Source organism: Paenibacillus sp. FSL F4-0097 (assembly GCF_038593125.1).
Lineage (GTDB): Bacteria > Bacillota > Bacilli > Paenibacillales > Paenibacillaceae > Paenibacillus_AQ > Paenibacillus_AQ odorifer.
In genome coordinates this window covers 3,607,986-3,621,858 of sequence record NZ_CP151965.1, presented here as the reverse complement: position 1 = coordinate 3,621,858, position 13,873 = coordinate 3,607,986, and the positions used below count along the sequence as shown (strand labels likewise).

6 protein-coding genes and 1 pseudogene are annotated in these 13,873 nt (G+C 45.0%); 2 read left to right on the top strand and 5 right to left on the bottom strand.

What is annotated here, in order from left to right; translation table 11 throughout:
• Window positions 1-49: 49 nt before the first annotated feature.
• Entirely contained in the window at window positions 50-1,015 is a 966-nt protein-coding gene (locus tag MHH86_RS16170; RefSeq protein ID WP_342479359.1) for a hypothetical protein, read from the bottom strand.
• A gap of 951 nt (window positions 1,016-1,966) precedes the next feature.
• Here MHH86_RS16170 and MHH86_RS16165 point away from each other — a divergent pair.
• Together MHH86_RS16165 and MHH86_RS16160 are read left to right on the top strand one after the other, a co-directional pair.
• Window positions 1,967-3,115 (top strand): annotated as a pseudogene (locus MHH86_RS16165) (glycosyl hydrolase family 8); the annotation flags it as partial.
• Window positions 3,092-3,808, top strand: a complete 717-nt coding sequence (locus MHH86_RS16160; RefSeq protein ID WP_244886518.1) for a discoidin domain-containing protein — start codon at window positions 3,092-3,094, stop codon at window positions 3,806-3,808. The pseudogene MHH86_RS16165 and the gene MHH86_RS16160, both read left to right, overlap by 24 nt.
• Window positions 3,809-4,114: 306 nt before the next feature.
• On the opposite strand, the gene MHH86_RS16155 is transcribed toward MHH86_RS16160, so the two are convergent.
• The 4 genes from MHH86_RS16155 to MHH86_RS16140 all read right to left on the bottom strand — a co-directional run bounded on the left by MHH86_RS16155 (window position 4,115) and on the right by MHH86_RS16140 (window position 13,834).
• Window positions 4,115-4,288: a hypothetical protein gene (locus MHH86_RS16155; RefSeq protein WP_162164256.1), complete on the bottom strand. Its 174-nt coding sequence runs from the start codon at window positions 4,286-4,288 to the stop codon at window positions 4,115-4,117.
• Window positions 4,289-4,400: 112 nt separating this feature from the next.
• The gene (locus MHH86_RS16150; RefSeq protein WP_342479358.1) at window positions 4,401-10,007 is read right to left on the bottom strand and encodes a hypothetical protein; all 5,607 of its coding nucleotides are present in this window, start codon (window positions 10,005-10,007) and stop codon (window positions 4,401-4,403) included.
• Between the two features lie 369 nt (window positions 10,008-10,376).
• Entirely contained in the window at window positions 10,377-11,585 is a 1,209-nt protein-coding gene (locus tag MHH86_RS16145) for an SGNH/GDSL hydrolase family protein (RefSeq protein ID WP_076143641.1), read from the bottom strand.
• A 17-nt stretch (window positions 11,586-11,602) separates the two neighbouring features.
• Complete coding sequence (locus MHH86_RS16140; RefSeq protein WP_076143643.1) at window positions 11,603-13,834, bottom strand: FAD-dependent oxidoreductase; 2,232 nt, start codon at window positions 13,832-13,834, stop codon at window positions 11,603-11,605.
• Window positions 13,835-13,873: the final 39 nt, after the last annotated feature.

Genomic DNA, 13,873 nt, shown 5'->3' with positions numbered 1-13,873 from the left:
TGGAAATCTCAATAGACATAGATTTTTATAAACTTAAAAACTAACTATTCTAGTTCACTACTAATTCACTGAATCGATTACCGTTATACACGATCTTCAATTTATTCGTATTTGTAATTAACGCTCGCAAGTCAGATTCCGCCCATTCGTATATAATGGAATCTTTCACTTCTTCCAGTTTAAGCTTGGTGATTTCCGGTTTTGTGATTAATGTGGCAATGACATCCTCGTCCATATATTTACCGATTACTGTCTCACCTACAGTAGCAGCAGCTAATGACTCCCAGAACTTAAGAGACTCGGTATCTTCTTTGGATATATCCAAACGATTTAGCACTTTCTCTTCCTTGGCCTGCCCCGTTGTCGCTAACGCAGCCGTTAATTTATCAGCAACACGAGTATATTCCGCACTTTTTGATGCATACTCAACTTGTAACTCCGCGTTGCTCATTTTCGTTTTCTTAACCTGGGTTTCTACCAAATCCGGCCAACGGGCGCCACTTAAATATTGCATGTATTGATATAAATCAAACTGAGGCAGCCCATAGTATGTCTCTCCTGAATCATCCATCTTAGCTCGCTTAACATTTTCATCATCCATGTCGGATTCTAGCTCATCAAAGCTTTTATAAGGGGCGACCCCCCGCTCATCTGCAATAAATTGCTCCTGCTTGGTTTTTAGCAATGCAGTCATCGCAGAATTTTTGGCGTATTCAGAGGGGGTTTCATGATTTTTGCCGTATTTACGTGTCCAGAAGCCCTCATCTACTTGAGCCCCATAAGTTCTGAAGAAATAGTCTGCTGTTACAGCTCTTTGCTCTGTTACATAGAAATGAAATTCTTCCTCTGTTACTGCATATCCATCTACGGTAAATATCCAGTTTTCAGGCAGCTCCGCCTTTTTGTTAGTTAAGCCCAACATGAGTAAAGCAAGAACAATCAGAGCGGTAAACAAGATAATCACTGTTGGTTTTCGTCTTGTAATCCCCATGACAGCCCCCTTTCCAATATTCAACCTAGCTTTGCATGAAAGCCATGACAGTGAAATTCTTCCCCGTTGCAGGAGAAGTTCCCAAATTTAAATGGTTAGACATTATTGTAAGTTTAGCCACCCCCTAATGTAAGCGCTTATTTAGACTAAATTAGAACAAATTTGACTTATAAAAAAACAGTCCTAGTTCGCAACTTTGTGTGTACTAGGGGATCAATATCTTAAAAAGGAACTGTCGTTTGGTGTAAACGCTTTTATTTATGGATATTAATTTTTAAATTTTATTCACAAACACCTAGACACGGCGAAAATAGTTGTGATACATTTGAGCATAAGTAATGCTGCTGGGTTAGCAATTTCTACCTATAGGTGAAAAGTGACGTTGAGGATGCGATGATTTCCTATTGAAGCGCATATCTTCAAATCTCTTCAGCATATAAGTCAAATGTCACTTTCGCCCTAAAGTTAAAGCGCTTAAACTTTATAGGCTTAAATAACATCTATTGTTAAGCGTGTTACTTTGGAGATCAGACTATAGGGAAGGAGGATTCATTGACGTTAATTAAAAACCGTCACTTAAGGAGAAATTTTTGTGCACTCATTGAAATCGACCTCGGGCACAATGAAAGTGTTAATAGTAACGTTGAGGATGCGATGATTCCCTAATGAAGCACGTATCTCCATATCTTTTTCAGCATATAAGTAAATGTCACTTCCGCCCTAAAGTTAAAGCGCTTAAACATTATAAGCGTGTGTAGCACTTATTGTTAAGCGTTTTACTTTGGAGATCATTCTATAGGGAAGGAGAATTCATTGACGTTAATTAAACTAACCATCACTTAAGGAGGAATTTTTATGTACTCATTGAAATCGACCTCAGGCACAATGAAAGTGATGTTACTTGTTATGCTTTCGGCGGTTATGCTTCTATCGACATTAGCCGCACCTGCACCGCTTCAACCAAAAGCTCATGGAGCGGGTGAATTGAAACCGTTTCCTCAACAAGTCAGCTATCCGGGTATCATTAAACCAAACCACGTCAGTCAATCCTCGTTGAATAGTTCTGTAGCTTCCTACTATGACTACTGGAAGGCTACTTATCTTAAAAACAACCTGTCCTCGCTGCCTGGAGGATACTATGTAAAAGGTGACATTACTGGCGAAGCGGACGGCTTCGATCCGCTAGGCACATCGGAAGGCCAAGGATACGGTATGGTCATTACCGTGCTTATGGCCGGTTACGATACGAATTCCAGAACAATCTATGACGGTTTGTTCAAAACGGCTAGAGCGTTCAAGAGCTCTAACAACCCGAACCTGATGGGATGGGTAGTAGCAGATAGTACTGGGGCTCAAGGGCACTTCGGTTCGGCAACAGACGGGGACCTCGATATCGCTTACTCCCTTATTCTAGCTGATCGCCAATGGGGCTCGACCGGAACGATCAATTATTTGGCTGAAGCCAAAAAGATGATTGGCGCTATTAAGCTTAGCAATGTGACAACTAACAACAGGCTGAACCTTGGTGACTGGGATACGAAGAGCGCCTTGAATACCCGTCCCTCCGACTGGATGCTCAGCCATCTACGGGCTTTCAATGAAGTAACTGGAGATTCAACTTGGCTAAATGTCATCAACAATCTGTATAACGTATACAGCCAATTTACAGCAGCTTATTCGTCTAGCACAGGTCTGATATCGGACTTCGTGGTAGGCAACCCGCCTAAGCCGGCTCCCCCAAACTATTTGGAAGAGTTCCCTGAAACAAATGAATACAACTACAATGCAAGCCGTGTACCACTTCGGATCGTAATGGATTACGCCTTGTACGGAGATACCCGCGGTAAGGATATCGCTAATAAAATGGTGGTATGGATCAAAGGAAAAACAGGCAACAATCCGAACAATGTGAAGGACGGTTACCAACTGAACGGTTCGAATCGCGGTACTTATGCAACAGCGGTATTCGTAGCGCCTTTCATCTCCGCAGCGACGACTACCAGCACGCATCAAGCTTGGGTCAATGCCGGTTGGGACTGGATGAAGAACAAAAAGGAAAGTTACTTCAGCGACTCCTTTAACATGCTGAACCTACTGTTCATCTCGGGGAACTGGTGGAAGCCTACCTACAGTGCAGCGGATGCACAAGCTCCCTCGGATCCAACGAATCTGACCGCAACAGCAGTTTCAAGCAGCCAAATTAATCTGAGTTGGACTGCTTCCACAGATAATGTCGGTGTAACAGGCTATCGGGTTTTCCGTGGCGGCGTGGAAGTAGGCGCACCTACAGACACATCCTTCAGCGATACCGGACTTACCGCATCGACAGCTTACAGCTATACGGTGAAAGCTGTCGATGCTGCAGGCAACCTGTCTGCTAACAGCAATACCGCAACAGAAACTACAAGTGCAACTTCTCCTGACAACACCAACCTTGCGCTAGGTAAGACAGCGGTAGCCAGCTCTATCGAAGGTGCAGGATTTGAAGCTTCCAAAGCAACAGACGGCAACTCCACTACCCGTTGGGCGAGCATGGAAGGAAGCAACAATGAATGGATTTACGTCGATCTGGGTGCAACCCAAAGTGTGAACCGCGTCAAGTTGAATTGGGAAGATGCTTACGCTAAAGGCTACAAAGTTCAGGTGTCTAACGACGCAACAACATGGACGGATACTTACGTAACAACGACCGGTAATGGTTCTATTGACGATATTACATTTACCGCAAATAGCGGACGTTACGTCAGAGTGCTGTGTACTGCTAGAGGGACCGTATACGGATATTCAATATTCGATTTCGAGGTTTACGGCTCTTAATTGAATAAAGCCTGGCGGATATGAATCCGTCAGGCTTTGTTACTTTTGCTTAGGCCAGCGACGGTTCTATAAACCGTATTATCACTGGATGTGCAGCTATATGGACTTCACTTCGAATATAGGAGAATAAGAACCATTTCCATTGCGACATTTGCTCGTATCTCTTTATTAAAGATTGAATATCCCGAAATCTGGACGCCTCCCTCCACTCTCATATCCTGATCTTGATCATTTATTCGATTTATCGTTCGCAACAAGGTTGATTTCCAGCAACCGGAGGGGCCGATCAAAGCCGTAATTGATTTTTCAAGGATGCACATAGTTATATTTTTTAATCTGGCACATCTCACGTTCAAAATAATACGGTTGGCTGAAATCGCCCTGCTGATCTAGCATGAGCAGTATCGTGTAAATATCACCCAGTTGTGAGCTTTGAAAGATTAGATTAAATACGATCGGATGCTCCGGCATATGTTCCAAAAATGTACTGTCTTCTTACATCATCGTTTTACAAGTGATTTGCATAATTCAATACTAAATTCCTAGAAATAAAAAGCCGAATGGATCGTTCTCATCCACTCAGCTCATAGGTTTATTTTACAATAATCTGTATAGTATCACTTTCCGTAGTTCCACTTCCATTCATAAACTCACAGTGATATTGATAAATGCCAGGAGTTTTCCCTGAGATTTGTGTAATGGCCGATTGAGCACTTGGTGTTTGTGAAGATAAAGATTGCGTTTCAATGAGTTCGCCATTTTCATATAATCGATATTGTGCTGCGTTCGTGCCCCACCACATATTAGCAGTAATGTTATAGTCCCCATCTTGATCCCAGTTGTCACTAGACAACACAGGTTTGCCGGGATTCGCCTTAGTCACGGTGACGGTGTGTGGATCACATGAAGTCGTTCCATACAAATTCGATAACTCACATGTATACACATAGGTTCCATTCGGCTTTCCTTGAATAGGAATAATGGAAGTCTGGGCAGCAGGCGAAACATCGGCCAGTGACTTCGTTTGGATCAATTGGCTATTCTCGTACAACTTATACAGTGAGCCATTGTTTCCCCACCACATATTCATCGTAACTTCGTAATTGCCATCATTTATGCCTGTGGCAACACCGCTATTATTCGAAAGTGCCGGTTTACCTGGCACCCCATTTGCAAGCAATTCCGGGCTAACGGAATGCCGTTCGAACTTGACTGCATCAGCCCTCGTATAAATCATATCGGCAGGTAGAGTTGGCGGATCTACCGTTGTCGGAGTAACCCTGGTTAGACGAACATACTCGCTGCCGTCTCCAGTAAAGTCGAACGTTCCTAGATTAACCCAACCTGAGGAGCCGACGGTTGCATCAATATACGTGACCTCGGTAACCGACTGATGCTTCACTTCTACTTTGACATAATTATCGTTTGCCGTCGTATGGACGAGCTTGTAGATGGAGACCGTATATTTCCCCTCTGGGAACTGGCCTTTCCACGTCGCTGATGATCCTTGCACGGTAGAGTAACGGGACTTAACCCCAATTTTGTATCCGGCTAAATTGCTTTGGCTCCAAGATCCTTCTGTCGTGTATAACCCAGTCGTATTCGTGCTGTCAACAATAACCGTTAAGTCCCTGATCGCAATTGTCAAAGACGGCGTTGTTAAGGTCACCCCGTCAATCGTTACAGTGGCCCATACCTCAATATGATCCGTTTCTCCGTCGAGACTTAGAAGGGTCAACATACCGCTACTGTCCACTTCAGCCAGATCGGTTCGATCAACGAAATATTGCACATTTGCCTGTGATAGATCACCAATCAGACCGTTATCCAAATAGCCGGTCACGCTTAGTTGTGCGGTTTGAGTCATTTGCAGTTCACTCCGATCCGACAGGATCACCACAGACTCCAATTGCGGCATACTGTTTGGATCGACCCACATCATCGCATCGGCAACTACCCGTGACTTGTTGGCCTTATTGGTTAACTCGACATATCCGCTATCGCCTGCTGCAAAAGGATAATCTCCCAGGTGCACCCAAGTCCCATTGGCCGTTGTCTCATCAACGGTAACCGTCTCGGAGCCTCCACTATAATAAACGGTAAATGAGGCATTCGTTGCCCAATTTTCACTTGTAGCGGTTATTTGCGGAAGCTTGTAATACACACTGTAAGTAACACTTTCCGGCAGCTCAGGCTGCCATTTAATTCTGCTTGTCGCTGTGCCGGCAGCCGATTTGGCGTACACATAGTTATCATAGTAATAGTCGTTAGCGGTTGTATCCCGTATCCAGACGCCTTCTGTCTCCGCCTCCGTATTATCCACAATGATCGATGAACCCTTCTGCCAATCCGGTTGAACCGGAGTTTCTTGTACCTGATCAGGCAAATAGAGTGTCCGCTTGCGAGTCTGTTTCCCGTCCGATTCCACATAATAAGTGAAGGTTTGGGATAAATCGTTTACCCGTATCGACCATTCCATCGGATAAATCGTATCTGGAATCGTCGTATACGTCGCCCCGCCATCCAAGGAATAATGGATCGTCGCTGGTTTTGTCGTTTTTGCCTGCACATAAGCATCATAGGCCGTTTCGTCGGGCTTGACGATCAGCATACCTTTAACCGCATCTATAGGGCTGTGGATATCGAAGAAATAGCTTGCCTCCGATGTATCAGCAGTTCTGACCTGGTGCAGCGGCACATCAATGTTGAGTCCTTCTACAATGATAGCGGTTATTCCCTTGCTTGAAACCGTGGCTTGAATGATTCCGCCACTCATAACCGTTTGCTCTGGTGTGCCATTGTCGCGGATGATGGTTACGGTATAATCTTGTGCCGGGTTGAACCCAATGATTTGCGCATTCAATTCGATAGGAGTCTGGACTTCAGCTGACGATTCGTTGCTTAACCCGATGTAGAATTTATTCCCGCTCTCTCCCGTTATCCAGTTCAATTGAGGATGGTTGGTCTTAATAATCCCCTTGGGCATCCAGAGCCAAACGTCGGAATTACCGTAAAAATGACCTGGTTTATTTCCATAGAGGTGATATTTGAACCATAAAAAATTAGTTTCAAATACAGTAGGGAATGTAATACTACCATTCGATTTCAACGATTGTTCGCTGATCAAATAATCCATCGTTTGCCCGAGTTGTCCCGGTATATGGTGATAATAGATAGATGTAGCCCCGCTTGGGCCTTCCAGAGGAAACTCTGGTTCAAGTTGGCTAACGGCGAAGCCCTTATAGTAATAACCTGGATAACTGGAATACCGACCAATAACCGCATTATGAGCAATATCCTGCAGCAGTTTATCACCTGTATAGAGCGACAATCTCAGCATGAATGGAGCTTCCTGAGCATTCATCCGATAATAGCCAGTTGTACTTCCCGCTTCAAACGTCAATCCATTGGGAGAAACAAGCTCACTATCCGCTTGTACGCCTCCGGCTACATCTTCTGGGAGCTTGATCCGAGGATATTGATATTTACCACTTTCCGGCCAATGGAACGACTCCGCGTAATTATACGTCTCAGGCTGCGGAATCGTAACGGCACCTTCAGGAACCGGACGAGCAACGAACATCGTTGCATACCGTTTGGCTTCCTTATAAGCAGCATTCAAGTATTTGGGATCCTGAGTTTCCTCGTAAAGCTCCAATATCTCCATCCACAGCTTGCTATAATAATAAATGAACTCATTTTTACTCACATTAACAGATGCAGGCGTATCAATATGCTGCATGATATAGCTGTCGGCTGCATCCTTGGCAGCCTGTAAATACTGCGCATCTCCCGTCATACGATACATCATCAGGGGCTGAATGACAGGACCGCGGTCTTTCTGGTCAGGATCACGCACGAGGTACTCTTCCTGTGCTAGCGCCCCAATTCCTGCCGAAGTACCCATCATCTGATTGACAGCGGCTACGCTTGAAAAATCAAACGGCAAGGTTGCCATTTTCCATAACGACGGCACACCGTATACTGGCTTCTGCGTCGGCGACCAACCTATGCCATTTCGCGATAAGCCATACTGGACGGACGGCAATGCTCTCGTATCGTAAAGCTGGTCATCCCCAGTCAAATAGTAAGCCCCCAAAAGAACCGCATTCGAGCTTGTTCGAACGCTATCCTCGTTTTCGATGTCAATGAAGCCCTTGGCACGGCTCCACCACCCGCTGGGTGACGGGACATAATCAACAGAGTCATCTCCTTGCGGCTCTATCTTAAGTAAATCGATCATATTGAACATCGCGTCAGTAAGCGACTGATCTGATACATTCTCACGGTATGCAGAATAACCGTACTCTTTGCGAAGAATATCCGCGTAGGACTCATACAAATTGCTTTTTTGAGCGATTAGTCCCATATGAAATTGATAAGTGCTTTCTGCGTTCATTTGCGAATAGGTCCCTAATTGAGGAGCATACAAGATTGGCTGCACGCTGCCTTCGTTGTTGACAAGGCTCATGCCGAGCCTTTGCTTCGTAACACCTCCCGTCGGTTCAAATTCAACCGGAAGCTCATCCGACGGTACAAATACCCCATACGTCAATGGATTCCCCGAACCGTCATTCTTCTCAACCAGACTCATCGGAGCGCTCAGTTCCCTTAAGCTTGTTGATTCCACTGAACCTACCATTTTGGCGTGTGATCTGAAACCATTTAACACTTCATTGACACCTGAGATTTGCTCTGTTGTGAAGGACTGATAACCGATTACATAATTGCCATCCCTGCGAGGTGTAAAGGCGAAGGAAACATCAGGTTTGTCCCCTGACATAGACCAGTTCACTTGTAAATCGTAATCGCTTTCATGTGATGAATCGGTTAATATCGCCGTGTGGCTGTCGGGGAAGTCGATCTCGTCGAATGTAATCCAGTGTTTGTTCATCGTATCGTAGTAATTGGTACGACTCCCCGCATTCCCATCCAATAAGACCCATTGTTCTTCAAGTCTTTCTGATACATTATTGACAGGTACCCAGTTCTCCGTATCCGCGTCCTTGTAGAACAAATCACGAACGATGGATTTGCCACCATCCCAAGCTGCTTCATAGAAGGTTGCTTTATAGCCGTCATTCTCGATGCTGCCTTTTTCCGTGTAACTGAGATTCGCCAATGTACGGCTGCGCAGCGGAGGCAACGGGGGAGCCTGCTGCCGGATATTCCCTTCAAATTTGACCGCATCGGCCCGCGTAATGATCTTTCCGGTCGTAGGTTGTGTTCGAGTCAGTCTGACAAATTCGCTATCATCACCACTGAAATAATATGACCCCAAATCAACCCATCCGGCCGATGGTCCCGACGAGGGTCTCAGATCCATAAACATGACATCCGTAATCCCATTGTGAACAATTTCGATTTTAACATTACTGTCTGCTTTGTCCGCCCAATCAAGCTTGTTGAATGAAATTTTCGCCGTCCCTGCTTCTAATCGCGGATTCCATGTGATGCTTCTTCCTACTGCATCGGTAAATTTGGAACTGGAATTATTATATCCCTTCACTCCCGTACTTGTAGTCCAATCAGGAGCGGAGAATCCGTTATTTGCGTTATTTACATCAGTGGTGACGACATCATCAATCGTGATGCTTCCATCATCAATGATGATCGTCTTATGAGGTTCTTTTTGCTGAATATTACCTTCGAACTTGACCGCATCTGCACGAGTAAGTATCGTACTGGTTGTGCTGGTAGACCGAGTTAATCTAACGAATTCGTTACCCACTCCGGAAAAATAGTACTCTCCCAAATCAACCCATCCCACAGAAGCGCCAAATGAAGGTCTCAAATCCATAAAAAGAACATCCGTCGTTCCATTGTGGACGATTTCAATTTTTACATTGCTATCTGCTTTATCTTCCCAGTTAAGCTTGTATAACGAAATTCTCGCCGTTCCCGCTTCCAATCGTGGATTCCATGATATCGTTCTGCCTGCTGTACTCGTATATTTGGAACTGGAGTTATCATACCCCTTCACCCCTGTACTTGTGGTCCAATTCGGTGCCAAATATCCGTTGTTCTCGTTACCCACATCAGGTGTCACAACATCATTGATCGTGATGCTCCCGTCATCGATGATAATCGTCTTATACGGTAAGGTCTCTGCATAAGCGGTCCTTATTCCGTCTAGGCTGAAAGGAACTAATATCGTCACGATGAAAACGATTAAGAAAAACAGCTTCCTTTTTATCATACAACTCACAGCCTCCCTTAAGTTGATAACGCTTTCAAAATAATAAAACCCTCCTTTGTTCGAAGATCATAAAGAAGCGATCAACCGTATCCTTCTGGCTAATCCCGCTCCGTCGTTTTTATCATAGCATGTCACAGAACTGTGAAATTTCTTTGATTTCAAGAATTTCTTATAAGATTTTAAGCAAGAAGAAACGACTTTGTCTTCCTTTAAAGACGAAGTCCGTTACTCGTAGAAATATAAGGATAATTTATAGCATGTAACCTATAAATTCTTATATATAAAAAAAGAGACCTACATCATAACTGGCCAGTCAACTGCAGACAGTTATGATGTAGGTCTTCCAATTGGACAAAACCTAATGATTAATTATAATGGCGGCTGCACCAATAACAACTTCCCAAGCTGGATCACCGTTTGATCATACCAATCTGGATGCTGCCGAACATGCTCAATACTTCGTTCATTTCCAGATGTCTCAAACACAGCAGCTTTGTCTGTCTTTTCGGTATCGACTTCGAAGCGAACTGTATGTTTCCCATTCGGGAGCTCTGGCAAGAATACATACTGATTACGATTATGATCGTTGTGTAGTGTGAATCGATCGACAATAAAGGGTTCTCCACCATCCACCGACACCTTCAATCTGCCAGAATCAGGCCCCCCGATATCGAATAACCCGATATGGGTTCCCTCGAACTGCACCGTGATAGCCTCTCCAGGATCGACTGCTCGCCATAGGCCGGGGAACAACCAATTGTACTCGCGCACTAAAGCACAATCATCCGGAGTCATGTAAGACCATCCTGCGGAAAAATCAGTAAGACTATCCAGTGACAGCATGGTCGCATACTCCCAAGGATTAGCCGGAACCAACGGATTCTGAGGTAAGTGATGTACTGACCTTCCCGGATGATCTTGAAGTTCTCTAATTTTCTCAAATGACCGGGTGATCGTATCCGTGTAAATCTGGTGTCCTTCGGGAATAGTCGGATGGATCGAATCATGCGTAAAAACAACGGCTCCGGAAATGGACACGTCTTCCCTTGAGGTAAAAACGAGTTTTCCCTCCGACACCAAGTGACTGACCTCTACGCCTAGATGAATCGAAGGAATGCCGTAATAGTCGGCCACTTCCTCTTGCATTATAGCCCCCTTCTGGTATTCCCCAGACTGAAATAAGGCCACATCCCGCTCCTTCAGCGTATAAACGAACAGGATATCGGTAAACCGGTTCCGCTTGCGGATCTGACGGACAATCCCTTCGATACGCGCCTTGGATTCGGGATCTCCGCCATCGTTACCGACAAATTCAACAAATACTAGATCAGGCCGATGACGCAGTACATCTGTCTCCAAACGGGCACAGCCCAAATCCGATCCTGTCCCATCAATGCCTGCATTCACAGAGCGGATATCCGCCTTAGGATATTGCTTACGAAGCCAATCCGCCGTCATGACCCTGTAGCCTTCAGAACGTGTATTACTGCCGCCGAAATAGACGATTGTTACGGTATCCCCATTTTCCAATTTTTGAATTATATTGGGGAGCCCTTTACGAGGGAATAATTCCTTCATCGTGACTTCACCTGACCTCATTTATCGATTTTAGGAGCAAACAATTTTACAGCAAACACTTCGAAATAAGGCGAACCATAAGTTGCGCAGAAATTAATCCGGATTCGGGATACACGTTTCTCATCCACCTTATGTTTATTCAAGGTGAGATAATTCCCACGAGTTATGATTGTCCTATCGGTTCCGTCTTCTAAGGTCAAGGTCATATCATAATCTTGAATAAGGGACTCGATCGGATCGTTGAAATGCTCCAAATCCAGCTGCGAATTAAAAACAAGATGGATTTCGTCCAGATTTTTGGGGCTTGTAAAACAGAATTCCAACCATTCCTGTCCTTTCGAATGTTCAGAAATCCAGCCGTTCGGTTGGCCATAAGGTCTGGAGTAGCCATTGACAACATTCTCAGGACTATACATATTCTGAGCTGGCATCAGGTCCTTAAAGCAAATGCTCTTATTGAATTTCTTCAGCCTGGACGGCTCTTCCGGCCTATAATGGAAGCTGACCGCACCTGTCAATTTCTCTTCATTACCGTATATGGCAAGGCTCGCCGTGCCCTCCAATATGATGTAGATTTTGTCGTCAGCCGGTTTCTTGCAGTCCAAGTCTAGCGTAATCCAGTCGTCATGACCGGCTGTAATAACCAAGTGGTAGTCTCTCAACTCGCTGGTTGGAATGTAGTTTTCCTTCCGTTCCCCGCCAAACAGCTTCACATGTAGAGTTTCCGAATGCTTGGACCTATTTTTAATTTTGATCCGTACGCTTTCAGCCACGGATGTCTGAATCGGCAAGACCAAACATAACCCTTTCTCCAAGGAAATCTCTTCGGTTGGATGAAGATTGTCATAACTGCGCTGAGACGAGGCACGAATAGTTAATCCGTCAGCGAAGTAAGGATCCAATTCTTCTTGAAGGCCTACAATGGTTTGCCCGTCTCGAAGCAGTAGCGCCTGCAGCTCCCCCATATGAGCTTCGACTATGGCCGCGGGGTCTACCTCATATTTCGAGCACAAAGAAGCAGCTGTTCCAACCGCCTGCCCCATACAACCGCAGGTTGCCATAACCCTTGTAGATCCGAAAGCCACATGGGTAGCACTTATATTGCGACCAGCGAACAAGAGATTAGGAATATTTCGTGAATATAAACTGCGGAAAGGGATATTGTACAATCCGGGCACGAAATTCCAAGCTGTAGCCGGCCCCTCATCGTAGATGCCCTTATTAGCATGTAAATCCATATACCATCCACCGACGGATACAGCATCTTCGAAATGCGGCTTTGCTGTGAGATCGTTCTGAGACAACATGTGATCCCCAATAAACCTCCTCGACTCCCGCTTTCCCGGGATCGGGCATACATAATCCAAGATGAGATTGTCTACATCATCAAATTCACCGCTATTTTTGAGATAATCCCAAATCCCGTACACCAATTTCCGCAGTTCCAACGCGATGTCTTCATTATTTTTGATAATATCCATATGTCCGCCGTATTCCAGCCACCACAATCCGCCAAGCCCGTTGATTTTTCTTGGAAAAGCCCGATGGTTCAAGCCTTTTCTGATACTATCGAAAAAGGCTAACTTCGTAATATCATACGCAAAGCCAGGTCTTTTGTATGGAACGGAATATCCTACGTCACGGGCTTGAAACAGGATCGTATCGCCCATGGTGTAATGGTCCGCCACTTCAGGAGCCAATTCTTCCTTGTATTCATGTTTCGCTTCTCTCCCCCATCGGAAGAGAGCACCTGCCTGATATCCGACAACTCCATCTCCGGAGCAATCGATATAGGTTCGGCTTTCAAAACGAAATTTCCTTTCGGAAGCCAATTGAAGGCCCTCCACCCATTTAATTCTGCCGTTCTCCATGCCCGTTTCATGCACGCATGTATTCAGAAATAGAGAAATGTTAGGCTCAGCATAGACCATATCCAACAAGACCGTATCCGAAAGCGAAAGCATCAGCTTCTTGTTGTATAACGGATTATAGTGGAAAATCTTCAACTTGAGTTCTTCCACCAACCCTCCTTCGCGTGCATAATAGGATGGACTGTTTCCGAGATATGCCGACCCGTTGATATGAACCCTGACCTCGCTGCTCGCATTTCCCCCAAGAACCGGTCGATCATTAATAAGTGACACTTGCAGCCCTTGGCGTGCGGCAGCAATGGCAGCGCATATCCCAGCAATACCTCCGCCGACGACGGTTACATCTGCTTTAATAAGCTCCATTTTGATAACCTCCATGATTAGATCCTTCTATCATGGTAATCCTTTTGATCCCTT

Bases quoted from the DNA above. Each gene is read 5' to 3' on its own strand.
- MHH86_RS16150 (WP_342479358.1), bottom strand. From the start codon at position 10,007: ATGATAAAAAGGAAGCTGTTTTTCTTAATCGTTTTCATCGTGACGATA.
- MHH86_RS16140 (WP_076143643.1), bottom strand. From the start codon at position 13,834: ATGGAGGTTATCAAAATGGAGCTTATTAAAGCAGATGTAACCGTCGTC.
- MHH86_RS16145 (WP_076143641.1), bottom strand. From the start codon at position 11,585: ATGAAGGAATTATTCCCTCGTAAAGGGCTCCCCAATATAATTCAAAAA.